The 25,803-nt window shown below is 46.1% G+C and carries 23 protein-coding genes; 3 read left to right on the forward strand and 20 right to left on the reverse strand.

Annotated elements, in window-relative coordinates:
- Positions 1-30: 30 nt before the first annotated feature.
- Positions 31-825, forward strand: coding sequence for an HAD family hydrolase (locus RUW00_RS17655; protein ID WP_280145375.1), 795 nt, complete (start codon positions 31-33; stop codon positions 823-825).
- Between the two features lie 54 nt (positions 826-879).
- Here RUW00_RS17655 and thrS read toward each other — a convergent pair whose 3' ends face one another.
- The 9 genes from thrS to RUW00_RS17700 form a co-directional block, all read right to left on the reverse strand.
- On the reverse strand, positions 880-2,811 hold the full coding sequence (gene thrS / locus RUW00_RS17660) for a threonine--tRNA ligase (RefSeq protein ID WP_007613029.1): 1,932 nt from the start codon (positions 2,809-2,811) through the stop codon (positions 880-882).
- Between the two features lie 409 nt (positions 2,812-3,220).
- Positions 3,221-4,051, reverse strand: coding sequence for a putative sporulation protein YtxC (gene ytxC, locus RUW00_RS17665; protein ID WP_014418606.1), 831 nt, complete (start codon positions 4,049-4,051; stop codon positions 3,221-3,223).
- A gap of 65 nt (positions 4,052-4,116) precedes the next feature.
- The gene (locus tag RUW00_RS17670) at positions 4,117-4,758 is read right to left on the reverse strand and encodes a TVP38/TMEM64 family protein (protein WP_158185911.1); all 642 of its coding nucleotides are present in this window, start codon (positions 4,756-4,758) and stop codon (positions 4,117-4,119) included.
- A gap of 31 nt (positions 4,759-4,789) precedes the next feature.
- Positions 4,790-5,725 carry a primosomal protein DnaI gene (dnaI, locus tag RUW00_RS17675; RefSeq protein ID WP_012118157.1) on the reverse strand — a complete coding sequence of 312 codons (936 nt, stop codon included), beginning with the start codon at positions 5,723-5,725 and terminating at the stop codon, positions 4,790-4,792.
- A gap of 24 nt (positions 5,726-5,749) precedes the next feature.
- Positions 5,750-7,159 carry a replicative helicase loading/DNA remodeling protein DnaB gene (gene dnaB / locus RUW00_RS17680; protein ID WP_014418608.1) on the reverse strand — a complete coding sequence of 470 codons (1,410 nt, stop codon included), beginning with the start codon at positions 7,157-7,159 and terminating at the stop codon, positions 5,750-5,752.
- Between the two features lie 111 nt (positions 7,160-7,270).
- A complete protein-coding gene (gene nrdR / locus RUW00_RS17685; RefSeq protein WP_003152473.1) occupies positions 7,271-7,729 on the reverse strand; it encodes a transcriptional regulator NrdR in 459 nt (152 codons plus the stop codon).
- A gap of 248 nt (positions 7,730-7,977) precedes the next feature.
- Positions 7,978-8,358, reverse strand: a complete 381-nt coding sequence (gene speD, locus RUW00_RS17690) for an adenosylmethionine decarboxylase (protein ID WP_003152471.1) — start codon at positions 8,356-8,358, stop codon at positions 7,978-7,980.
- 238 nt (positions 8,359-8,596) lie between these two features.
- A complete protein-coding gene (locus RUW00_RS17695) occupies positions 8,597-9,619 on the reverse strand; it encodes a glyceraldehyde-3-phosphate dehydrogenase (RefSeq protein ID WP_014418609.1) in 1,023 nt (340 codons plus the stop codon).
- Between the two features lie 207 nt (positions 9,620-9,826).
- Entirely contained in the window at positions 9,827-10,213 is a 387-nt protein-coding gene (locus tag RUW00_RS17700; protein WP_003152469.1) for a winged helix-turn-helix transcriptional regulator, read from the reverse strand.
- 183 nt (positions 10,214-10,396) lie between these two features.
- Here RUW00_RS17700 and RUW00_RS17705 point away from each other — a divergent pair, with 183 nt between their 5' ends.
- Complete coding sequence (locus tag RUW00_RS17705; protein ID WP_014305559.1) at positions 10,397-11,596, forward strand: MFS transporter; 1,200 nt, start codon at positions 10,397-10,399, stop codon at positions 11,594-11,596.
- A gap of 58 nt (positions 11,597-11,654) precedes the next feature.
- Positions 11,655-12,497 (forward strand): aldo/keto reductase, encoded by an 843-nt coding sequence (locus tag RUW00_RS17710; protein ID WP_003152464.1) that lies wholly within the window; start codon positions 11,655-11,657, stop codon positions 12,495-12,497.
- 38 nt (positions 12,498-12,535) lie between these two features.
- Here the strand turns inward: RUW00_RS17710 and coaE are convergent, their stop codons facing one another.
- The 11 genes from coaE to RUW00_RS17765 form a co-directional block, all read right to left on the reverse strand.
- A complete protein-coding gene (gene coaE / locus RUW00_RS17715; protein ID WP_280145376.1) occupies positions 12,536-13,129 on the reverse strand; it encodes a dephospho-CoA kinase in 594 nt (197 codons plus the stop codon).
- 15 nt (positions 13,130-13,144) lie between these two features.
- Positions 13,145-13,777, reverse strand: a complete 633-nt coding sequence (ytaF, locus tag RUW00_RS17720; protein ID WP_003152461.1) for a sporulation membrane protein YtaF — start codon at positions 13,775-13,777, stop codon at positions 13,145-13,147.
- Positions 13,778-13,913: 136 nt separating this feature from the next.
- A complete protein-coding gene (gene mutM, locus RUW00_RS17725) occupies positions 13,914-14,744 on the reverse strand; it encodes a DNA-formamidopyrimidine glycosylase (RefSeq protein ID WP_025285093.1) in 831 nt (276 codons plus the stop codon).
- Positions 14,745-14,768: 24 nt separating this feature from the next.
- Positions 14,769-17,408 carry a DNA polymerase I gene (polA, locus tag RUW00_RS17730; protein WP_128496763.1) on the reverse strand — a complete coding sequence of 880 codons (2,640 nt, stop codon included), beginning with the start codon at positions 17,406-17,408 and terminating at the stop codon, positions 14,769-14,771.
- A 246-nt stretch (positions 17,409-17,654) separates the two neighbouring features.
- A complete protein-coding gene (pnpS, locus tag RUW00_RS17735; RefSeq protein WP_021494433.1) occupies positions 17,655-19,394 on the reverse strand; it encodes a two-component system histidine kinase PnpS in 1,740 nt (579 codons plus the stop codon).
- Entirely contained in the window at positions 19,387-20,106 is a 720-nt protein-coding gene (locus RUW00_RS17740) for a response regulator transcription factor (protein WP_061581277.1), read from the reverse strand. The genes pnpS and RUW00_RS17740 overlap by 8 nt, the downstream gene beginning before the upstream one ends.
- 215 nt (positions 20,107-20,321) lie before the next feature.
- Positions 20,322-21,260, reverse strand: a complete 939-nt coding sequence (mdh, locus tag RUW00_RS17745) for a malate dehydrogenase (protein WP_003152455.1) — start codon at positions 21,258-21,260, stop codon at positions 20,322-20,324.
- A gap of 45 nt (positions 21,261-21,305) precedes the next feature.
- Complete coding sequence (icd, locus tag RUW00_RS17750; protein WP_007408075.1) at positions 21,306-22,577, reverse strand: NADP-dependent isocitrate dehydrogenase; 1,272 nt, start codon at positions 22,575-22,577, stop codon at positions 21,306-21,308.
- A gap of 160 nt (positions 22,578-22,737) precedes the next feature.
- Positions 22,738-23,856 carry a citrate synthase gene (gene citZ, locus RUW00_RS17755; RefSeq protein WP_003152453.1) on the reverse strand — a complete coding sequence of 373 codons (1,119 nt, stop codon included), beginning with the start codon at positions 23,854-23,856 and terminating at the stop codon, positions 22,738-22,740.
- A gap of 674 nt (positions 23,857-24,530) precedes the next feature.
- Positions 24,531-24,677, reverse strand: a complete 147-nt coding sequence (locus RUW00_RS17760; RefSeq protein WP_164906834.1) for a hypothetical protein — start codon at positions 24,675-24,677, stop codon at positions 24,531-24,533.
- Positions 24,677-25,789, reverse strand: coding sequence for a Rap family tetratricopeptide repeat protein (locus RUW00_RS17765; protein ID WP_280145377.1), 1,113 nt, complete (start codon positions 25,787-25,789; stop codon positions 24,677-24,679). The genes RUW00_RS17760 and RUW00_RS17765 overlap by 1 nt, the downstream gene beginning before the upstream one ends.
- Positions 25,790-25,803: the final 14 nt, after the last annotated feature.

Raw genomic sequence — 25,803 nt, forward strand, 5'->3', positions numbered from 1 at the left:
GTTTCAGAATATAACAAAGAGGAGAAGATCATGAAAGCCGTATTTTTTGATTTGGACGATACACTGTTATGGGATGAAAAAAGCGTCAGAACAACATTCAGGGAAACATGTTTACAAGCGGAAAAAAAATATGGCCTTGACCCGCATACATTTGAAGAGGCGGTTCGGAAAGCGGCACGGGAATTGTATATGTCATACGAAACCTATCCTTATACGGTCATGATCGGCATTAATCCGTTTGAAGGATTGTGGGCGAATTTTTCCGAGCCGGTCAGCGAAGGATTTAAACAGCTGAATCGGATTGCGCCGGAATACAGACGAAACGCCTGGACGAACGGCTTAAAAAGCGTCGGTATAGACGATGCGGCTTACGGCGAATATTTGGCGGGGTTTTTCGCGGCGGAACGCAGACAGCGTCCGTACGTGTATGATGAAACGTTTGCAGTGCTTGATAAGCTGAAAGGTGTTTATGAATTGCTTCTGCTGACAAACGGCGACCCCAGCCTGCAGAAAGAAAAACTCGCCGGCGTTCCTGAGCTCGCGCCTTATTTTAATGAAATCGTCATCTCAGGCGCTTTCGGAAAAGGGAAACCCGATGCCTCCATATTCGAACATTGCCTCGGCCTCCTGAACCTGAAAAAAGAAGACGCCATTATGGTCGGAGATAACCTCAATACTGATATATTGGGAGCGAAACGGGCAGGCATTACGACAGTCTGGGTAAACCGGACGCAAAAGAAAAATGATACGGACATTGCCCCTGATTACGTGATCAGCGATCTTCACGAGCTGTTTGCGATTATAGAGAAACAAAAAGAAAGATAATGTTATACGCAAAAAAACCCCATTCTGAATGAACGGGGTTTTTTGTATTTCCGGTTATTTTTTCGCTTCGGCTACAGCCTTTTTCACAAAATCGTCCAATGAGACGGTTTCTGATTTCTGCTCGCCGTATTTCCGGACGTTTACCGCGCCGTTTTCCGCTTCTTGGTCACCGACCACAAGCATGTACGGGATTTTTTGCATTTGCGCTTCACGGATTTTATAGCCGATTTTCTCGTCCCGGCTGTCAAGCTCGACACGCAGGCCTTCACGCTGCAGGCGCTCCTGCACTTTTTTCGCATAGTCAAGATGCACGGACGGTGATACAGGAATGACTTGGAATTGCACAGGCGCAAGCCATGTCGGAAGGGCGCCTTTGTGCTCTTCGATTAAGAAAGCAACGAAACGCTCCATCGTTGACACGACGCCGCGGTGAATAACGACAGGACGGTGCTGTTTGCCGTCTTCTCCGACGTAAGTGAGATCAAAGCGTTCCGGAAGAAGGAAGTCAAGCTGTACAGTTGACAATGTCTCTTCTTTGCCGATCGCCGTTTTCACCTGCACGTCAAGCTTAGGGCCGTAAAACGCCGCTTCGCCTTCCGCTTCATAATAGTCATGGCCGATTTCGTCCATTGCCGCCTTCAGCATGGATTGCGCTTTGTTCCACATCTCATCATCATCAAAATATTTTTCCGTGTCTTCAGGATCGCGGTAAGACAGGCGGAATGTGTAATCACTCAGGCCGAAGTCTTCGTATACGTCTTGAATCAAACGGACCGTGCGGATGAATTCTTCTTTAATCTGGTCAGGGCGGACGAAAATGTGCGCGTCATTTAACGTCATGCCGCGTACGCGCTGAAGACCTGAAAGCGCCCCGGACATTTCATATCGATGCATCGTTCCGAGCTCTGCGATGCGGATCGGAAGCTCGCGGTAGCTGTGAATGTCCTGTTTGTAAATCATCATATGGTGAGGACAGTTCATCGGACGGAGCACGAGTGTTTCATTGTCCATTTCCATCGGCGGGAACATGCCCTCCTGATAATGTTCCCAGTGCCCTGATGTTTCGTACAGGTCTTTGCTTCCGAGAACAGGCGTATAGACGTGCTCATAACCGAGGCTCAGCTCTTTATCCACAATGTAGCGCTCGATCACGCGGCGGATGGTTGCGCCTTTCGGCAGCCAGAGCGGCAGGCCTTGTCCGACTTTTTGAGAGTTGGCGAACAATTTTAATTCTTTGCCCAGTTTTCGGTGGTCGCGCTCTTTCGCTTCTTCAAGCATCCGCAAATGCTCTTTCAGGTCATCCTTTTTAAAGAAGGCCGTGCCGTAAATGCGCTGAAGCATTTGGTTTTTGCTGTCGCCGCGCCAGTATGCGCCCGCAAGGCTCAGCAGCTTAAATTCTTTAATTTTGCCTGTAGACGGCACGTGCACGCCGCGGCACAGGTCAAAAAATTCGCCCTGCTCATAAATGGAGACCGTTTCGTCTTCTGGGATGGCATCCAGCAGTTCAAGCTTCAGATTATCGCCGATTTCCGCAAACATGGCTTTTGCTTCATCACGGCTCACTTCTTTTCGGATAATCGGCAGATTTTCACCGACGATGCGTTTCATTTCTTTTTCAATCTTCGGAAGGTCATCCGGCGTCAGCGCCTGCTCCATTTCAACGTCATAATAGAACCCGTTTTCAATGACGGGGCCGACACCGAATTTCACATCTTTATAAATGCGTTTAATCGCCTGGGCCAATAAATGCGCCGTGCTGTGCCGCATGATGTTCAAGCCTTCTTCTGTGCCTTCTGTAATGATTTCTACGGCACCATCCTCTTGAATCGGCGTTCTTAAATCAATTTCCTGTCCGTTCAGTTTTCCGGCTAAAGACTTTTTCTTTAATCCCGGACTGATGGATGCCGCGATATCTTCTGTTGTTGTTCCTTTCGGAAATTCCTTTACCGCTCCGTCCGGAAATGTGATGTTGATCATATCTGACATCTTCGTCACTCCTTTTTTTATGCAAATCAAAAACCCCGCCCCCTATGAAAGGGACGAGGTTAAATAAACGGAATCGTGGTTCCACCCTTTTTTCCGCACGGCCGATTGTTTCGGCACCTGCGGCTCTAAACTCTGTAACGGGAGCTCCCGTCAGCTATTACTGGCGCTTCTTCCGGCGTTCACAGCTGAAGTTCAAAGGCGGTAAAGTCAATGATCCATAGCTGGAAAGCTTTCAGCCTGGGCTCTCCTCTCTTATAAAGCCGGTATCAATGCTTCATGTCCTTATCAATACGTGTAGCAATCATTAATCTTTTATGTATTATAAAATGTCTGTGAGAAAAATGCAACTCGGTTTTCCGTCTGATTTCGCACAGACAGCCCTGCCGCTTACACAAGGCCGTCCGTGCGGCTATCCTTCCGTCTTCTCGGCTGCAAACGCGCCCAGCGGAAAAAGGCGCACCCTCTCCTGAAACACGTTTTGAATCGTTCTGGACATCATATGCTCCGGTTTGTCCGTATACAGTTCTACCGTCTCAGGCGCAATGGAGATCAGCGGCGCAAGGAGATGGGAATCTATATACATCGGGTGCTCCCGCACAAACCGTCTGTCTATGTATTTTTTCTGTTCCCGTTCTGACAAATAGCGCAGCTCCCACAGCGTAAAAGCCCGGTCATGTACGATGCGGACTTTCTTCATCCGCGGCGGATTGGATGTCACATAATCTCTCAGAGACTGGATAAAGTTTTGATATTCCTGTTCCATCCGATATTCATCTATCGCAGCCTCCGCGTATTCTCTGAGCCGCTCATAATACCTGCCGAGCCGGAACGTCTGAAACGAACGCACGGAAAAAACACCCGCATCAAGTGAAATCGTCCGGAGCGCATCTGAAATAAACTGTGTGCGCGGCTCTTTCTTCGGCTCGAACGGATGATCCTCAAGCTCTCCTTCCATAATGCTGTGTGCAAGCTGAAGGATTTGCTGCTGTTCATCCTGATCGGTGAAGCAGTATGCGTCCTCAATAAGCGAAAGCATATGCTCGTCTTCTTTGCATTCCAAAAAAAACCTGACAAGTATCGGCTCAATAAAGCGCTGAACGCAAAAAGCCGTTTCAGACCTTGCGATTCCGACTTTTTTTATGCCTTCACGGACAATAAAATGTCTCCGGTCGTCCGATTGCTGAATGAGATGTAAAAAAGCAGCGGTATCGTGGTCATCTTCAAAGATCACTTCAAGCATATTTGTCCCCCCTTACGGCATCTGTTACAAGTATATGGGGGATGTTTTTAAAATAGACGTAAAGGTTAGCTTTCACCGCCGAACAAATGGCGCACCTTCTTTTTAAATATAACGGGAAGCGATAAAAATACGATGTAAAGACAGATCACGCCGAGTACGGTCAGCACATTTCCGGACATAAAGCTCGCGCCGAGCACATTCAGGACGATCGTCCCCGGAATAATGCCCGCTGCGGTCGCCAAAAAATACGTCACCGGCCTGACTTTCGATAGGCCCGCGGCATAGCTGATCACATCAAAGTTAACAGGCAGAATGCGCAGGATAAAAATATAAAAGAAGCCATTGGTTTTCATCTGCTTTTGAATGGCTTCCATTTTTCCATGACGGCTTTTCTCATTAAAGGCAAACAGCCCCGCCGCAAAAAAAGACGCGGCGGCAGCGCCCATTGAGCCCGCCAGTGTATACACGGTGCCGAAAAACGGCCCGAACGCCAATCCTCCGGCGACGGAAACGATTGATACGGGAAACAGCACAAAAGGCCTGACGATGGAAATTCCGATAAACACAAGCGGCGCAAAAACACCGAACGATAACACCCACAGCCGGATCTCCTTAGGCGACAGATTCAGATATTTGCGGTTTGCCCACAGCAAAAGGCCCGCTCCCGCCGCAGCCGCAGCCCAAGTGACAGCCTTCTTATTCCTCATTCCCTCAAATCCTTCCCATTGGACGCCGGCATCATGAACGGCGGCGGTTTTCCCCGTCAAGACGGACGGGCGAAGCCAAATATAAAATCCGCTCCATCAGTCTTGCCGCTTTTACTTCTTCCTTTTCTCCCCGCTGTGAATACGTAAAATGATGCTTCAGCTCGTCTGGTGAAAAATTAGACGAGAAGAAAGTGGGAAGCTGCTGGCTCATTCTGTGCTGAAGCACGGTGCCGATGACCTCATCCCTGACCCAGCTTGTCATTGACTCCGCCCCGATGTCATCAAGCATCAGTACGGGCGTCGTTTTCACCATATTCAGTTTCGCCTCCAACGACTGATCCTGGAGCGAGTTTTTCAGCTCTCTGACAAATTCGGGAACATATACGATCATTGATGAATACTCTTTTTCGGCCAGCTCGTTGGCAATGGCGGCTAAAATAAATGTCTTTCCGATTCCGAATTTTCCGTACAGATACAGCCCTTTGCCTTTTCCCGTTTCATTATAGCTCTTCAGAAAATCCGTCACATGCTGGAAGATGCCGACTCTGCTCGGATCGGTAATGTCGATCTGCTGAAACGTCGCGCCGAGAAGATCCTGCTGGATATACATGCTCTTCATCAGGGACTTTTGCCTTTTCTGGCGGTCGAGCTTTCTCTTTTCCGGACATTCGTAATATTCAATATCAATGGAACGCCCGTTGATCACAAGCTTCGGATGATAGCCTTCAAGCAGGCTGTTCGTCCGGCTGTCTTTCGAGCAGAAGGCGCACTGTTTGCTTTGCTGAACGAATTCGTACAGTTTATTTAACCCTCTGTCAATCATGCTTTGATTGATTACATCTTTCTGTTCCTTCAAAAAAGCCTGGACGTCTTCGTCGGCCATGACTTGCTGCTGCATTCGTTCCAGGCGTTTTTGAAAGTCAGGTCTTTTCGTCACGCCTTCTAAGGATCGGCTGATCGGTTCCATTCAATATCACCCCGCTTCTCTGTCTCAATAGGCAGAGTATTTTTTCAGTTTTTTCATTTCTTCCATCATTTTTTTCTTCTGTTCTTCAAGATCCTGCGCGGAAAGAGCCGGCTGTTCTTGTTTCTTCCCGGTTTCTTCTTCTTTCATCCAATCAGGGCGCTTTTCTTCCCGGACGGTTTTTTTGCCGCGCGCCGCGCCGTTTGTTTTGCCGTCCGCCCAATCAAGGTATTGCCTGTGCTCTTCTATTGCGAGCTTCATTGCTTCCCGTACCGTTTTGACTTTCTTTCTGGCCCAGTGGGCGGCGATTTTTTGGATATAGTTTTTGGACAGCTTCATATCCGTTTTCAGCATGACATAATAAATCAGCACATTGGTGACGCCGGGCTCAAGCTTTTGTTCGAACATAATATCGGCGATAATCTGCAAGTCGGCTTTTGACGGCTCGGTCCCGTCCGCAATGTCCTGAAGAAGCTTTCTCGGTGATATGGTCTCAAGCTGTGCGATGAGTTCGCCGTTCAATGAATCGTCCTTTTCCGTCCGGTTTTCTCTCAAGGTGACAGGCTGTGTTTTATCAATCAGTTCCGGAAGCTTCCCGCTTCTTTCAATTTGGTACCAGTCGCTGGCCGCTTTCCTCAGCGCTTCGGCCGTTATCGTATCCTGTTCATTAATTGCGGTCATGACGACGTGCTGCATGGAGATAGGATCTATTCCGTATAAATATGAAAGCTTTTTAATGCTCTCACGCACGTCCTGCGTGATTGATTTGCGCGGTATCATCGTTTCTGACAGTCCCGCCATGAAAAGCTCAAAATCAAACACTTCCTCCGTCACCGTATAGGAAGGCGCTTGTCCGACAGACGCCGTCTCATAGTCCTCGGGTAGCTTCATCGCCTCTTCCATATCAGGCGTCATTTTCCATTCACTCGGCTGAAAAGAGGCAAAAGCGTGATTAAAAGGACGGGTAATTTCCCTTGCGTCCGCGCCGACGGAAGGATGCGTGTAAAATTGTCTCAGCTGCTGGTATTTCGTTTTACCGACTCTGTTATAAAGAAAGACATTCAGCATGCCGTCTTCAAAAAAATCATTCGGTCTGAGCGGGGGCAGCAGCTCATAAATAAACATCCGCTCTTTTTGCTCGGACTCCCGGATATACACTTTCAGCAGCCCGATTCCTTCAAGCTTTCCCTGTTCATGATGAATCTTTTTTAAATTTGACTGCATCATGCCCATCAGCTGCCTGTGCGTGGATTCCGCTCCCCACAAGCGGTTCTGCTCAAGCTCCCCCCATAAGGTCATATAAAGGGAGAATGCAAAAGAACCGATCAGCGGCTGGTACAGATGTGTCAAAACCTGTCTGTCGACATCCTGAAGAAGCGAACGGCTTTTGACCGTATAAGGATCTACAGGCAATACGTCATTCCAATAGTCAGCCATGATTCTCAAACCTTCCGATATGTTTCTACTCTCATTTTACACCGTTTCTGCGATCTATCAAATGCCAATTTTGCTCATGAGAAAAGAGCCAGACACAATCTCTTAGCTCTCTCAGCGTTCTTTCTTTATTAAATCTTTCAATTCATCGATAAACACGTTTATATCCTTAAACTGCCGGTAGACGGAGGCAAAGCGGACATAAGACACCTCATCGATTTTTGCCAGACGGTCCATTACCATTTCTCCGACAAGTTCGCTTTTGACTTCAGATACACCTTGGTTTCTCAGCTCTTTTTCAATGTCAAAGCACATGTCTTCCAATGTTTTTAAAGGAACGGGCCTTTTTTCACAAGCTTTAATTAACCCGCGCAGCATTTTTTCACGGCTGAATTCTTCCCGGACGCCTTCTTTTTTCACGACGATCAGAGGCATCTCTTCAAACTTCTCAAATGTAGTGAAGCGGTAATGGCAGGCTTCGCATTCCCGCCTTCTGCGGATTGATTTCCCTTCGTCCGCAGGCCGTGAATCAAGTACGCGGGAACCGTTATGCTGGCATGAAGGACATTTCAAATTGGATCAGCTCCCATCTGTTTCGTTGCTGTAATGCGGTTCGCAAGCTTCCGGTAAATGCCCGCCAACGTTTCTAGGATGAGCCTATTTGTTGGGAGAGCCGATAGACCGGCCTTATCTTTTCTATTTTACAAAAAAAATGCTTAAAGAAAAAGCAATGCTGTTTTTTTACATTAGAAAAGGAGCATCAGCTTCAAAGCGCGTAATGGCTTTTTCAGCTTAGCTCCCTTGTGTTTGCGTTTTGAAAATTACAGTACTTTCGCTTGTGCCTGTTTAATCTGTACAGGCCCCATTCCTCTCGGTATTTCAATGTTTTCTCTTGTATCTGCATGTAATGCGTCCGCAATGTAATCCGCAGCCACATTAGGATCCAGGTCTCCACAAGTATAAACATCAATGCTTGCATATCCGTGTTCAGGAAAACTGTGAATCGTTAAATGTGACTCAGAGATAATAACGACTCCGCTTACGCCTTGCGGTGCAAATTTGTGAAATGCGACCTCGCGCACCTCAGCTCCTGATTTCAAAGCAGCATTTACAAACGTTTTTTCAATAAAATCCATGTCATTGAGCTTATCAAAATCGCATCCCCACAGCTCGGAGATGACGTGACGCCCCATTGTTTCCATAATCATGGACCCCCCTTAACAAGAATTAAAAAAGTGAATTTCCGAGAACTGACCCGGCCATTTACCACGGGGGAAAGTTAGTCCGGAGAGGTCCTAACCCTTTAAGTAATTCCGAAGCAGTCACGAGCAAGAAGTTCACGAAAGATAGTATACTGTGTTTAAGTTTATTTTGCAAGGTGTGTTTTTTGCGAATATGCCGTTAAGGGTTTTTTTCTAACAAATGTCCATGATCTTTAGTCTACACAGCTGACGGGTGTTTCATTCGCGCGGCGACGTGACGGATAAGATCAACGACCCGGCAGGAATATCCCCATTCATTGTCATACCAGGCGAGCACCTTTACTTTTCGGTCTTCCATCACTATCGTTGTCAGTCCGTCGATGATCGCAGAGTGTGAATTCGTATTATAATCCGAAGAAACGAGCGGCTCATCCGAATAATCAAGAATTCCGTACATCGACGTTTTTGCGGCTCTTTGGAAAGCGGCGTTCACTTGCTCGGCCGACACATCTGTTTTCAGATCGCAGACAAGGTCCACTAATGACACATTCGGAACGGGAACACGCAAAGCGAGACCGTGAAGTTTTCCTTTCAAATGAGGCAGCACGAGCGACAGCGCTTTGGCGGCGCCTGTAGAAGTCGGAATGATGGATTCTCCGCACGCTCTCGCCCTCCGCAGATCTTTATGCGGATTGTCGATATTTTTTTGATCATTCGTGTAAGCGTGAACAGTCGTCATCAGGCCGCTTTCAATCCCGAATTCCTGATCAAGCACTTTGACGACCGGCGCAAGACAGTTTGTCGTGCAGGATGCATTTGAAATAATGACATGTTCATCGGGATTGAATTGCTCTTCATTTACTCCCATGACAATGGTAACGTCTTCATTTTTGCCCGGAGCCGTTAAAATAACTTTTTTCGCCCCTGCTTCAATATGGCTCATTGCTTTTTCTTTTGAATTAAATTTCCCCGTTGCCTCTACGACGATGTCTATTCCGCATTCTTTCCACGGAAGCTCTCTCGGGTCCCGGCGATTGAACAGCATAATATGTTTTCCGTTGACGATCAGACTGTCGTCGGAGGTCTCAACTTCTTGATCGTATTTGCCGTGAATTGTGTCATACTTTATCAAATGAGCAAGCGTTTCCGGGGGATAGCTTGCATTAATGGCTGTTATTTGAATTTGATCATCTTCCATTGCTTTTCTGAACACCATTCTTCCGATTCTTCCAAACCCGTTGATTGCTACTTTTACCTTCATGCTCAGGTCACCCCTTTTTAATATGCCACTCTAATTTACCTTTATTTATATATAGTATAACACATTAAAAGAAATCCGCCAGTACAACTTGATAAAAATCCACCCTTATACCGATCAATATGTTGTTCAATCGGTTTTTTTGCGTATAAAATGATCTTTCTTCCATAAAAAAAGCAGGATCAGCGTCTCAGGCTGCCTGCTTTTTTCTTATATTTGTCCCGGTTCTTTAAATTTGTCATTTAAAATGCTGTCCTCTAAAACGGAAGACACCTCGCCGTACCGTTTAGCAATATGCATCGCGCCCCAGTCGCACAGCGCGTTTAAAATTCTTTCCAGACTGTGCCCGTATTCACTCAGCTCGTATTCCACTTTCGGCGGCACCTGATTGTACACGATCCGGTTGATGACGCCGTCAGCTTCCAGCTCCCGCAATTGCTGTGTCAGCATCTTCTGGGTGATGTCCGGCATAAGCCGCTTCAATTCGCTTGTCCGTTTTTTCCCGCGCATGAGGTGGCAGAGGATCACACACTTCCATTTTCCGCCGATCACTTCAAGCGCCGCTTCTACGGATATATTGTATTTTTTCTTCAGCAACGGTAATTCCTCCTCATCTATAGGAACTAAAAAGTGCCTATGGCACTTAAAAGTACGTTCTTTTCAATGACACTTCTATCGATCATAATGACATTTGCCGGCTGAAAAGGAATGTACTCTTATACTTATATCGTTTACCCGGCATCATTTCAACCATACATTATCGTTCAAGGAGGAAAACAGATGTCTTCACATCGCCAAAGCTATTTACCAGCGCTGCTGGCATTAGCCGTCAGCGCTTTTGCGATCGGCACAACCGAATTTATCAGCGTCGGGCTGCTGCCGCTTATATCTCAAGATCTGCATATACCTGTGACAACGGCGGGACTTACCGTTTCCATGTATGCTCTGGGCGTGACATTCGGCGCGCCGGTTTTAACGTCTCTCACATCCGGCATGTCGCGGAAAACGCTGCTGCTCTGGGTGATGTTAATTTTTATCGCCGGAAATACACTCGCAGCGAGTGCTTCCTCAATCGGCGTCTTACTGGCGGCACGGGTCATTTCGGCGTTTTCCCACGGCATTTTCATGTCAATCGGGGCAACAATCGCCGCCAATATCGTGCCGGAGCATAAAAGAGCAAGCGCGATTTCCATTATGTTTACGGGGCTGACGGTGGCTACGGTGACCGGCGTTCCGTTCGGCACCTATCTCGGCCAGCAATTCGGATGGAGAATCGCATTTGCCGTCATTGTGGCGGTAGGAATCATTGCATTCCTCACAAACGCGCTTCTCGTTCCGTCACATTTGCGCAAAGGGACGAAAACCGCATTTTCCGAGCAGGTCAAACTCGTCACAAACGGCCGATTATTGCTTTTATTTATTATTACCGCGTTAGGCTACGGCGGAACGTTTGTCGTGTTTACGTATTTATCTCCGCTTCTTCAGGAGGTAACCGGTTTTCAGAAAGAAACCGTCGCGGCCATCCTGCTCATTTACGGAATTGCGATTGCCATCGGAAACATGATTGGCGGCCGTTTATCAAACCGGAATCCGCTGAAAGCCTTGTTTTATATGTTCATTGTCCAGGCTGCTGTGCTGTTTGTTCTGACTTTTACCGCGCCGTTTAAAACAGCCGGGCTGATCACCATTATTTTCATGGGGCTGTTGGCGTTTATGAATGTGCCGGGGCTTCAGGTATATGTCGTGATGCTGAGTGAACGTTTTGCGCCAAGCGCCGTTGATACAGCATCAGCCTTAAATATCGCGGCATTCAATGCCGGAATCGCGATCGGCTCGTTTGCCGGCGGAATCATTACAGACTCAATCGGAATCATTCATACCGCTTGGATCGGGGCGCTGATGGTGCTCAGCGCGGTCGTATTAACCGGATGGAGCAGGAAGCTTGAAAAGCGGGACCGCACTGCCCTTGAAAGGAGGTGAGTTTTTCTTCAGCGCATTTTGATTGTTTCAACAGACAACTAATAGGAGGAATATATACATGACAACACATTTACAAGCAAAAGCAACATTGCATAACGGAGTAGAGATGCCTTGGTTCGGCATCGGAGTTTTCAAAGTAGAGGAAGGCGCGGAACTCGTCAACGCGGTGAAAACAGCATTGGTGCACGGCTATCGCAGCGTCGATACCGCCGCGATTTACGGAAACGAAGAAGGTGTCGGCGAAGGCATCCGCCAAGGGCTGCAAGAAGCGGGATTAAAACGTGAAGACATTTTTGTCACGTCAAAAGTATGGAATGCCGATTTAGGATATGAAGAAACGTTAAAAGCGTTTGACACAAGCTTAGAAAAACTCGGTTTAGATTATTTGGATTTATATTTGATCCATTGGCCTGTCGAGGGAAAGTACATCGATGCATGGCGGGCGCTCGAAACCCTCTACCGAGATGGACGCATTAAGGCGATCGGGGTCAGCAATTTCCAAATTCACCATCTGAAACATCTCATGAAAGAAACGGAAATCAAGCCGATGATCAACCAGGTGGAGTACCATCCGCGTCTGACACAGAAAGAACTGCTTGCTTTCTGCACTGAACAAGGCATTCAGCTTGAAGCGTGGTCGCCATTGATGCAAGGGCAGCTGCTTGATCACCCCGTCTTACAAGAGATCGCTGAGAAGTACGGCAAATCAGCCGCTCAAGTGATTTTGCGCTGGGATTTGCAAAACGGTGTCATCACCATTCCGAAATCAACTAAAAAACACCGTATTGAAGAAAATGCAAATGTCTTTGATTTCGAACTGTCAGCTGACGATATGAAGCGGATTGATGATCTGAACGAAAATCTCCGTGTCGGTCCTGACCCTGACAATTTTGATTTTTAACCAGAAAAACACCGTTCGGCTTTCCGAACGGTGTTTGTTTATGCCCAGCCGCTCAATACTTCCTCAAGCTGGTGCTTTGTATGTTCAAGACTGCCGCTGTTATCAATGACGGCGTCAGCTTTTTTTGTTTTGTTCGCTAAAGGCATTTGCGACGTTATCCGGCTCATCGCTTCTTCTTCTGTAAGGGAATTCCGCTCCATCAGCCGTTTGAGCTGAATGTCTGCCGGTACGGTGACGACGAGCACCTTGCCGACAAGATAATCAAGCCCGCTTTCATACAAAAGCGGTATATCCAAAACGACGAACTGCTCTTTTCGTGCAACGGCTTCATCCCGCTGTTTCAGCATTTCCGCACGCACCGCCGGATGAACGATCTGATTCAGCTTCAGACGCTTCTGTTCGTCAGTAAAAACGATAGAACCGAGTTTTTTTCTGTCAATACCGCCATTTTCCAGCAGGATGTCTTTTCCGAATGCCTCCACAATTTGTCCGTAAGCCGGCATTCCTTTTTCCACCGCCTGTTTTGCGATGACATCCGCATCAATGACTGTTATTTTTTTGTCGATCAGCATACGCGCTACTGTGCTTTTGCCGCTTGCGATGCCTCCCGTTAAACCGATGACCAAGCTCAAAAAGCCCACTCCTTCTTACATTTTCCAAATCCCGATGATAATCAGCAGGACTCCCGGCAAAAATGTCATTTTATCTATCCAATTCCATCTTGAGAGCAAATGCCCCGCGTTTATGCCGAGTGAAACAAACAGCGAGCTCATCAGCCCGACAGTCACGCTCATCATAACCGGAGAAAAGCCGAGAATGGCCGCTCCCAGCCCGGCGCCAAACGCGTCAATGGATAAGGCGATACCGAGCAGAAGCGCCTCGACTCCGTTAATGGTTCCGGATTGATCAATATCGGCGCTGGTCGGTTTTTTCAAAATATGAATGACGATGCCGAGCGATTTCACTTCAAGATTAAGTAACGTTTTTTCATGCAATAAGTAATCCGGCTCTTTAGCCGGTTTGAAAAATTGCCAGATGACCCATGCCCCGATTCCGATTAAGATCAGTCCGCCCAGTTTTTCCGTGACGGATACGGGAAAAATCTTTGTCAGAAAATGGCCGATCAGCATGGATATAAACATCACAGAGGCTGAACAGCAAGCGATCACGGCAATCGCTTTGAACGGGATTTTCATTTTTCTCAAACCATACGTAAACCCGACTGAAAAACTGTCCAAGCTGACAGCAAAAGCCAAAAGCAGCAAAGAAACAATCTCCATATCCGTTTCTCCCTTTCTCTTGATCGGCAATTGTGACATATGCCTATTGGGTGAATCACAATATATATATGGAGAAAGGTCATCAACTGTGTTAGAAAAAAGTCATTCTGCTGCCGCTTGCTTGAATCGCTTCAGTTTATGATTTTTTTTGGCAGCGGGCGCAAAAATGCGTCCCTCTTCCGCCGACCACGATTTTAGAAATCATCGTGCCGCACGTTTTGCACGGTTCATCCTTTTTGCCGTATACGTAATGTTTGAGCTGAAACATTCCGATCTCCCCTTGAGAATTGATATAAGACCGGACGGTGCTCCCGCCCGCGTCAATCGCTTCCTGAAGGGTGTCTTTAATTTCTGTATGAAGCGTTTTTATCTGCCCGTCTGACAGACTGTTCGCTTTTGTCTCAGGATGAATACGCGCCCGGAATAAAGCTTCATCGACATAAATATTGCCGAGGCCGACGACCGCTTTTTGGTCGAGCAGGGCTGTTTTCACCGCGCGGTTCGTTTTTGCAAGCCGCTCTTTTAAATAAGCAGCGGTAAATGCTTCATCATCGGGTTCGGGCCCGAGCTGTGAAAGCGGTAATGCATTCTGTTCCTCTCCCGGCGCAAACAAATGCATCGTGCCGAATTTCCGGACATCCCGGTAGCGGAGCTGTGTTCCGTCCGTCATGTGAAACACGACGTGCACATGTTTATCGTCAGGCTCATCGGCCTGATGAAGACCGTATTTCCCCTCCATCCGAAGGTGGGACACCATGACATAATGATCCAGATGGAAAAGCAAAAACTTTCCTCTTCTTCCGATGGATCGGATTGTTTCTCCTGCAATCTGCCGCGCGAATTCCTCCGGCTCGGCGGGTTTTTTGATGATATTCGGCCATCTGATATCCGCCGATTCAATCGTTTTCCCCTTCACAAGACCGGTCAGAGTGCGCCGGACCGTTTCAACTTCTGGTAATTCCGGCACAATCATCACTTCCTTTTTCTCTGTTTATTTTGCATCGTACCAAGACGGCCCTGAAGCATAATCCGCCTTCAGCGGCACGTCTAATGCCAAAGCATGCTCCATTACTTCAGGAACCAGCTTCTCTAATATTTCAATTTCTTCCTTAGGCGCTTCAAAAATCAATTCATCGTGCACCTGAAGCAGCAATCGCGCCTTCAGGTTTTTTTCTTTCAGCTCAGCTGCCATGTCAATCATGGCTTTTTTAATAATATCGGCGGCGCTTCCCTGAATCGGCGTATTCATGGCCGTCCGTTCCGCAAAGCTCCGCAGGTTGAAGTTGCGGCTGGTCAGCTCAGGAATATAGCGGCGGCGCTGCATAAGTGTCGTGACATATCCTTTTTGCTTCGCTTCCTGCACCGACTCTTCCATATATGCCTTGACGCCCGGGAAGCTCTCCAAATAGCGGTCAATAAAAGCGCCCGCTTCTTTCCGGGTGATGCCGAGGTTTTGTGACAGCCCGTAATCACTGATGCCGTAAACAATGCCGAAATTGACGGCCTTTGCCTGGCGGCGCATCGCTTGTGTCACTTCATCTTCACTGACATGAAACACGTCCATGGCGGTTTTTGTGTGAATGTCCATGTCATTCGTAAACGCTTCGATCAGATTTTCATCTTTTGAAATATGCGCAAGCACCCTTAATTCAATTTGTGAATAATCGGCGGCGAAAATAAGCCAATCCGGTTCGGACGGTACGAAAGCCTGACGGATTTTCCGCCCTTCCTCCAGCCGGATCGGAATATTTTGCAGGTTTGGATCCGTTGAGCTGAGGCGTCCGGTTTGAGTCAACGCCTGATTGAATCGTGTATGCACCTTATGAGAATCTTTGCGCGTGACCTTCAGCAGCCCTTCTATATAAGTCGATTGGAGCTTGCCGATTTGTCTGTATTGTAGGATATAAGCGACGATATCATGTTTGTCTGCGAGCTTTTCCAGGACATCGGCTGAAGTGGAATAGCCTGTTTTTGTTTTCTTTACTGGCGGCAGGCCGAGCTTTTCAAACAGAATGACGCCGAGCTGTTTTGGTGAATTGATGTTAAACGGCTCACCGGCGATGTCATGGATTTTTTCTTCATATTCCTTCAGCTTCGCCTTAAGCTCTTCGCCCATTCGCTTCAGTCTTTCAACATCCACTTTGACGCCCATTGATTCCATTTCTCCGAGAATAAGCGCAAGCGGAAGTTCGAGATCTTCATATAATTCAAGCTGATTATTTTCTTCCAAAGCGTCAAGCAGTTTGTCACGGAGGCTGTTAACGGCAGACGCTTTCCGCGCGAGATGATCGGCAAGCTCTTTTTCAGCCGGAACGGCGCGCTTTGCGCCTTTTCCGTATACCGCTTCATCTTTTGAAACGATATTCAGCCCGTATTCTTTCGCTACGCTCGCGACATCGTCGTACGAGTTGCCCGGGTTTATAATGTAGGCAGCAAGAAGCGCGTCAAATTCCGTTCCCTTCAGCTCAATTCCCTGCCAGCGCAAAGCGACGACGGAACGTTTGCTGTCGAACACCCACTTTTTCATCGATTCATCTTCAGCCCAAGATTTAAACGCTTCAGACTGAATGGCGATTTCTTTCGGAATATAATAAAGACCTGTTTCATTCACGATGGAAAAGCCGAGGATCGGTTCTTCGTGATAGTTATCACCGATTTGTTCGACCACCAAAGCGGACGGCGAAACGAGCATATCTTCGGTGATTTCTTCTGCCGTTTCAACATTGATGTCTTCAAAATTTTCTTCCGCCGTTTCGCCGCTTTCTTCACCAAGCCGCTCAAGAAGCGTATTAAAACCCAGGTCTTTAAAAATGGCAACAACTTGTTCACGGTCAAACCCTTGGTAATCTAAATCTTCGGGCTTGACTTCAATCGGCGCATTTGTCATAATCGTCGCCAGCTCTTTGCTCATCAAGGCTTGTTCCTTATATTCTTCAAGCTTTTCTTTTAATTTTTTTCCGCTGACTTCATCAATGGAATCAAGCAGTTTCTCAACCGAATGGAACTGCTTTAAGAGCTTAATCGCGGTTTTTTCTCCGACGCCGGGGACGCCCGGTATATTATCGGATGAATCCCCCATTAATCCCTTCATATCAATGATTTGCAAAGGGGTCAGACCGTACTTTTCTTGCACGTGCTCCGGCGTGTAATCCTCCACGTCGGTAATGCCTTTTCTCGTAATGGCAACGGTCGTTTTCCCGGTTGCAAGCTGGGTTAAGTCCTTGTCCCCCGAAACTACCTTTACTTCGAAGCCTTCTTTTTCAGCAGATACGGCAAGGGTGCCGATAATATCGTCCGCTTCATATTCAGGAAGCTCGTAGCGGCTGATGTTATAGGCATCAAGGAGCTCGCGGATGAACGGCATCTGTTCTGAAAGCTCCGGCGGCGTTTTTTGTCTTCCGCCTTTATATTCTTTAAACGTGCTGTGGCGGAAAGTGGTTTTTCCCGCATCAAAAGCCACCAGCATGTGGGTCGGCTTTTCATCTTCCAGCATCTTCATTAAAATCATCGCAAACCCGTATACGGCATTTGTATGGATGCCTTTTTCATTGCTTAAAAGCGGCAATGCAAAAAACGCCCGGTATGCCAGACTGTTTCCGTCGACAAGCACTAGTTTTTTTCGTTCCGTCATTCAATATCCTCCTAAGAGCAAAAGCTCGTCATTCCTCTATTTTTTAATCTCACAGCTTCTCTTATTTTAACAAAGTTCAATTTGAAAGGAAAATGAGCGAACCCCGTGAAAACGCAAAAAAGGACGGGAACAAGAAAATACGTTCCCGCCGTCAAAATTGGCTCCTTGGATGAAGGGGTTCTGTTACATCCTAACAAGATAGGTTTAACAGGCCATGAAGAAATTGTTAATCCTTTGTAAAGCTGATCACGCTTCCGGCTGCCGCTTCAGCGTCACGGTAAATACAGTCCCCTGTCCCGGCTCGCTTGTGACCTCGATTTTACCTTCATGGGCTTCTATTAAGTGCTTCACGATGGCGAGGCCGAGCCCGGTTCCTCCCGAGTTGCGGCTTCTGTCTTTATCCACGCGGTAGAATCTCTCAAATATCCGCGGGATCTCTTCCTTCTGAATGCCGATCCCCGTATCGGACACTTTGATATCGACAACGGTTTCTTTCACATGTACCGAAATCCCCACCGTCCCTTTTTCAGGCGTGTAGGTCAGGGCATTGTTCGCCAGATTCAAAAATACCTGCTTCAGCCTGTGCGCATCACCCGTCACAAAAATCGGCTCTTCCGGGAGATCGAGCTGAAAGCTGATGCCTTTTTCTGCAGCCTTATGCTGCAAAAGCGCCTCAATTTCATGCAGAATTTTTGCGGCGTCAAAGGACTCTACACGCATCGTAAAGTTTTGCTGCTCCATCTTGGATAAATCCAATAAATCCTGCACGAGAGATTGGAGCCGCTCACTTTCTTTCAGAATGATAGACAGAAAGTCTGAAAGCGCCTTTTCGTCTTTCATCGCTCCGTCTAACAGTGTTTCCGTAAATCCTTTAATCGAGGTGATCGGTGTTTTCAGTTCATGGGAGACATTGGCGACGAAGTCCTTTCTCATCTGCTCCAATTTTTTAATTTCCGTCATATCGTGAAAGACGAGGACGATGCCCTTCCATTCATCGTCAGGGCCCATGATCGGAACGCCGTCAACTTCAAAGTAGCGCCGCTCAATATTGATGGGAAGTCTGAGCAGCTGGCATTTTTTCGTCTCCGTCATAAAAATGTCTTCGACTAGCCGAATGATCTCCTCATGTTCAAACGCATCATGGTAAAGGCGCCGAAGCAGACGTTCAGGCTTTGTATGAAACTGCTTCGTGTATGACCGGTTCACGAGATTGATAAAACCTCTCCCGTCTATTAAAATCAAACCGGAGCCGATATTTTCAATGACGGTTAACAGACGATCGCGCTGCATATCCTGCGTTCTCGTCATTTCCATTAAATCGACCGCCAGGCTGTTCATCGCACGCCCGAGACGGTCCGACCGCCTTGCGTAACCGCTGTAGGAGCGGGCGTCATAATTCCCCTTGGACAGCTCCGTTGCCACCTTTGTCGCGGCGTCGATGGATTTTTTGTAACGGGACGTCATGTTTGTATAAAAGAAAACGATAATGATAAAAGCGGTACAAAGACTTGCTGCCAGCATGCCCCACATTTCTCCGGTAACGCTTGAACCGCCGTTGATCTCAGAGGAAACAAGTACATATCCCGCAATTTTCCCGGCGTCATTTTTTACGGCAGTGCCGCGGATGACTTTGCTTTTCGACTGTACGGCTTCCTCGCTTTTATTGTGAGAAATGAACTCCTTTACGGCTGAATCATCAGCATGACTGCCGGAATGATATACGGCGTCACCCTTCTCGTTGAGCACGGCGACGTTTATACCGAGGGTGCGGCCGGCATCACGGATTACCGTTTCATTGCTTTTATTGCCGATTCGGCCGGTGTCAAGAAGGCCCGCTATGTATACCGATTCCTTTTTCAGCTGATCCGCCGTTCTTTCTTCAGCGGATGAAGAAATAAGCTGCTGTAAAAAAAGGCCGAGAACACTAAAAACCAATATGATACATACAACGAGTAAAGCGAACAGACGCACACGGACTTTATTCATTCATTTTTGGCTCCTCCAGTTTATACCCCAAACCTCTGATTGTTTTAATATAGATGGGTTTTTTGGTATTTGATTCGATTTTGTCGCGCAGATGGCTGATATGAACGTCAACAATCCGGGTATCCCCGGCAAAATCATAGTTCCAGACCGCGCTCAGCAGAAGGTCTCTCGTCAGCACTCTTCCTTTATGTTTTCCCAAATACATAAGCAGTTCAAATTCTTTAGGCGTCAATTCCAGCTGTTCTGACTTGAAGTACGCTTCGTAATGCTCCGGAAGAATTTTCAGCTCGCCGATGAGGATCTGCCCGTCCTTTTCCTCTTCTCTGCCTTGTGACAGCGAAGAAATGTCAGCCCTTCTTAAAATGGCTTTCACCCGCGCAGTGACTTCCCGCGGACTGAACGGCTTTGTCATGTAATCATCCGCTCCGAGCTCCAGTCCCAGCACTTTATCAAACTCCTCATCTTTTGCTGTCAGCATCAAGATCGGAACCATCATTTTCTGCTGTCTGAGCTGTTTACAGACGTCGATTCCGTCCACTTTCGGCAGCATGACATCCAGTACGATTAAATCCGGATTTTCATTCTCTGCCTGCTCCAGAGCCTCTTCGCCGTCTGATGCGGTAATGACATCATAGCCGGACCGTTCCAGATTATACTGTAAAAGAGTAACGATAGATTGTTCATCATCTACAACTAAAATTTTTTTGTTCATGCTGCGCCCTCCGCTGTCTATTTTCCCCGACATCCAATTTTCTCTATTTTATGTGTTGCATATCACTTTATGATTTCATTTTATCCAATACTGCCCGTTCAGACAATTCGCCTTTTTGATCATTTTCAGAGAAAGGATCGCTCAGGGAAAAAGAAAACGCTTTCATTAATTGTAAAAAGAGGAAGGCTTCTGATTCGGAAGCCTTCCCTTTTTTCTTATGACAATACTTTCATCACGTTTTTGACAGATTCAACTGATTTACTCAGCTGCGCTTTTTCATAGTCTGTCAGTTCAAGCTCGATGATTTGCTCTAGGCCGTTTCCTCCGATAATCGTCGGTACGCCTAAGTAAATGCCTTCATGACCGTATTCGCCTTCTAAGTAAGCGATAGTCGGAAGCACGCGGCGCTGATCTTTCAAAATGGCTTCTACCATTTCAGTCAGTGATGCAGCAGGCGCATAGTAGGCGCTTCCGTTGCCGAGAAGGTTGACGATTTCCCCGCCGCCTTTTCTTGTGCGTTCTACAATCGCATCAAGACGGTCTTTCGGGATAAGCGTTTCAAGCGGAATGCCGCCCGCATAGGAATAACGGACGAGAGGAACCATGTCGTCACCGTGTCCGCCAAGAACAAAACCGGTCACATCTTTTACAGACAGGTTTAATTCTTCAGCGACGAATGTTCTGAATCGCGCAGTGTCAAGCACTCCGGATTGTCCGATGACGCGTTCTTTCGGGAAGCCTGATTCTTTGTACACCGCATATGTCATCGCATCAACAGGGTTTGTCAATACAACGATAATGCAGTCAGGAGAATATTTCACGATCTCACGTGTGACGCTTCTCATGATTTTTTCGTTTGTAGATACGAGATCATCACGGCTCATGCCTGGTTTTCTCGCAATTCCGGCTGTGATGACGACGATATCAGAACCGGCTGTGTCCTCGTAGTTGGACGTGCCTGTGATTTTCGCGTCAAATCCTTGAACCGGACTTGCTTCGAGCATGTCTAGCGCTTTTCCTTTTGTCGGGTTTTCTAATTGCGGAATATCAACGAGCACAACGTCTGCAAGCTCTTTTTGAGCTGTAAGAAAGGCTGTTGTCGCTCCCGTAAATCCTGCTCCGATAACAGAAACTTTACTGCGTGTTTTTCCCATGATTCTCTTCTCCTTTTTTGGCTTCATTAGAAGTCTGCTTTAGGTTCAGTCCATGTTTTTGATTAGCTCTTCACCAAACTCTGAACATTTCACTTCAGTTGCACCGTCCATTAATCTAGCAAAATCGTACGTTACTACTTTTGAAGCAATCGTTTTTTCCATAGATTTAATGATCAAGTCAGCAGCCTCATTCCAGTTCAGGTGTTCAAGAAGAAGCACTCCTGAAAGGATGACGGATGACGGGTTGACTTTGTCAAGGCCGGCATATTTAGGAGCCGTTCCGTGAGTCGCTTCGAAAATCGCATGCCCTGTTTCATAGTTGATGTTCGCTCCCGGCGCGATTCCGATTCCGCCTACCTGAGCGGCAAGCGCATCAGAGATATAGTCTCCGTTTAAGTTCATTGTCGCCACGACGTCGAATTCGCTCGGACGGGTTAAGATCTGCTGAAGGAAAATATCAGCGATGCTGTCTTTGACGATGATTTTCCCTGCCGCTTCCGCGTCGCTCTGCGCTTTATCAGCCGCTTCTTTTCCGTCTTTTTCGACAATGCGGTCATATTCAGCCCAAGTGAATACTTTATCTCCGTATTCTCTTTCGGCAAGCTCGTAGCCCCAGTTTTTAAATGCCCCTTCAGTGAACTTCATGATGTTTCCTTTGTGGACAAGCGTGACAGACTTACGGCCGTTTTCGATCGCATACTCAATGGCAGCTCTGACTAAGCGGCTTGTGCCTTCTTCAGAAACAGGTTTGATGCCGATTCCTGACGTTTCAGGGAAACGGATTTTGTTAACGCCCATTTCATTTTGCAGGAAGCTGATCAGCTTTTCAACCTCTTCAGAACCTTTCGCATACTCAATTCCGGCGTAAATATCTTCCGTATTCTCGCGGAAAATGACCATATCCGTATCTTCAGGTCGTTTGACCGGAGAAGGCACTCCCGTGAAATATCTGACAGGGCGCAGGCATGTAAACAAATCAAGCTCCTGTCTCAGCGCCACGTTCAGAGAACGGATACCGCCGCCGACCGGTGTCGTCAGAGGACCTTTGATGGCGATGAAGTACTCTCTGATGTCTTCCAGCGTTTCGGCAGGAAGCCACTCACCTGTTTTATTATAAGCCTTTTCACCGGCATAAACTTCTTTCCACGTGATTTTTTTCTCGCCTTTATATGCTTTTTCAACAGCGGCTTCCAATACTTTAGAAGCGGCGTTCCAAATATCAGGGCCTGTGCCGTCGCCTTCAATAAACGGGATAATCGGATTATTTGGTACGTTTAATACTCCATTAGAGACTGTAATTTTTTCACCTTGTGACACAATATTACCTCCCAGTATGTAATTCATATTTAGAAAACATTTTATTTTTCTTGTATAGAAAATAAAATGACTTTTCTCAAGATTCTATCAAAATTGTAAACCAATCCGGGCTTGATTAACAAGAGGCTAACGACATGAAAATCACCAGCCTCCCGTTTGATCAGGCTCTTTCATCAATTGGAACAAAAGTCTGCTTATCCGGACCCGTGTAATCAGCGCGCGGGCGGATGAGGCGGTTGTTATCGTACTGTTCAAGAATATGGGCGATCCATCCTGACATTCTGCTGACCGCAAAGATCGGCGTGAACAGATCGTGATCAATGCCGAGACTGTGGTATACAGATGCGGAATAGAAATCAACGTTAGGCGGAAGTTTTTTCTCCGACGTCACGATTTCTTCGACACGGATTGACATCTCATACCATTTGCTTTCACCCGTCAGATTCGTCAGGCGTTTGCTCATTTCTTTTAAGTGTTTGGCGCGCGGGTCTCCATGCTTATACACACGGTGTCCGAAACCCATTACTTTTTCCTTTTTCTCCATTTTGCTGCGGATATAAGGCTCGGCGTTTTCCACTTCGCCGATTTCTGTCAGCATTTTCATGACGGCTTCATTGGCTCCGCCGTGAAGCGGTCCTTTTAAAGCGCCGATGGCGGCAGTGATGCCTGAGTAAATATCAGATAAGGTGGCGACACATACTCTCGCCGTAAATGTTGATGCATTCAGCTCATGATCCGCATGAAGAATGAGCGCTTTGTTAAACGCTTCCACTTCAATCGGAGAAGGCTCTTCACCGTTTAAGGTGTAAAGGAAGTTCTCCGCGATTCCATACTCTTCCTTCGGTTCAACAGGATCAAGTCCTTTGCGGATTCTTGAGAAAGCAGCGACAATGCCCGGCACTTTCGCCTGCAGACGGATGGCTTTTCTGTAGTTCGCTTCCGGATTCATGACATCGGCTTCACTGTCAGTCAGACCGAGTAATGAAATCGCCGTCCGGAGCGCAGCCATTGGATGTACGTTATTGAGGGGATAGGATTTGAAGTGCTCAATGATTTCTTGTGGAACGGCAGCTTCTTTCGCAAGCTGTTTTTTCAGTTCAGCAAGTTCCGTTTTATTCGGCAGGCGCAGATGCCACAGCAAATAAATGATTTCTTCAAAACTTGCATTCTCTGTCAAGTCGTCAATATCGTACCCTACATATGTAAGGGTATCGTCGATAATAGAGCTTACAGATGATGTTGTTGCTACAACCCCTTCAAGACCGCGTGTTGCTGTCATATTCAACCTCTCCTTTTCAATCAAAATTCCCCTTTAAAGAGTATATAAAACATACGGCTTACTTAAAATGAGTCATGCAAACAATCCCTTTCCCCTTTAAGAAAATGCTTACATTTCAATGATTGCGATTACATAACCAGTATGCTTATAGAGGAACATAACAAATTCTTATAAGCTTATTTAAGTTTAAGCCTATTCTTATTATAAACAATAATCTGATTAATTTGTAGACTTTTAACTAAAAATGTTTTAAAAGCCTTATATATCAAGGCTTTTCGTTGATAAATTTAATTGTTTGCTTTCAGGCGCCTTGTAAAACCATGTATTCTCATGTTTTCAATTGGGGGAGTTTTAGGGGGCTTTTAAATAGGACAGACGCAAATCGCTCTCCTTTCTTGCTCTAACTTTACCCTCTTTACAAAAAGAACATTCGTTCTGTACAATTAACTCAATTCAAGGAGGGGCGCCATGAGATTTAAGGATAAAACATGACTATTAAAAAAAGCCCTATCTAAGGGCTTTTTCTGCTTTTACTTTATGAAGATGGGGTCTGATAAAAAGAGACAACTCCAATTACCATTAACACGATGACTATCCCTAAGATGGTCCATAATGTTATTTTAACGCTTTTTGTCATGTTATGACCCCCATCTTTTTATTGAGATTGTTTTTTATTATGTGCCGACTGGCTTTTCAGCTAATATATAAGTACCGACTGGCTTTTCAGCTACATGTTTATTAGAAAACCCCATAAAGCCCGCAACAGCTAACCCGCTCAAACAAGCAACAGATAATGCCGCAAAAAGAATTCTCTTTTTCATCAAATTCCCTCCAACTGCTTCATTTTCTTTTCAGCTAAAATAGCTTTATTAGAAAACTTTAGAGCCTCTTTATACAGTCCCCTTTCTTCAAATTTTTTTGAAGTGACTAAAGCCAGATCGCGAATGCTGTCAAAGTCATTTTGTTCTGCTAATCTGTTCATATGACTGTGAATCCGATCAACGCGCTCATTCAAAGGACATTGTGAAAGCTCATGAATAATATTTATTTTAGCTTCGTATATTTTATTCTGTTTTTGTCTAAGATTTTCCTGTCCCTTTTTCAAATAATATGATGCTTTATTGTTTTCCTCCATCATCACCAGCTCTTTTGCAATCATATATAATGAATTTATATAATACGATGATTCACACCAGTCTTTATTTCTTAATGCATGCTTGATGGCATTAAGACAATCCTGCGACCGCTTCGCCTCTGAGTATGTAATGCTTAAGTTGTGATGAATCATTGCTGCGAAAAAAGGATCGTCCAATTTTTTTGCCACTTTAATTGCTTGCAAATAATGTTCCTCTGATTTTTCGTATTGTCCCAATTCAGTGTAATTATGAGCAACCACCATTAGCGACGTCGCAAATTTCTTCAAATAATTTTCGTTATTCTTATAGATATTCACTGCATTGGTTATATAATTTAACGATACGATGTTCTGGCCCAACATCATGTACATAGAGGCAACCTTTGAATAAAATTCTGCAGCTTCAATTTCATCCGGTATTAATGAAAGCTTTTTTTCAGCGATATTAAATAAACTTATGGCGCTCTCAAAATTTCTATTATATGACTCGTACAGCGCTTCAAATAAATAAAAATAATATTCAATCATATGGTCTGTTTTTTGGATTTTATCAGCGTGGTTTTCATTAAAATACGAATGGGAAGGCAGCTCTTTACCTCTCACCTGATACAAAAGCATTCTATGACGCTCTTCCAACAAAGAATAGTACATTAAAACCTCTTGATCTTCTTCCATTTCATCTAAAAGCGGTTTGATCTCTTCAAAATATTTCTCAGCAGACTCAGCGTCTTGTTGTTTTATCGCGATATACCAATCATTTAATATATTTGCAACTCTTTCAGAAGCCAGTTTACTCATACGATAAACCCCTC

The sequence above is a fragment of the Bacillus sp. IS1 genome (assembly GCF_032461585.1).
In the GTDB taxonomy this organism is placed as follows: domain Bacteria; phylum Bacillota; class Bacilli; order Bacillales; family Bacillaceae; genus Bacillus; species Bacillus velezensis.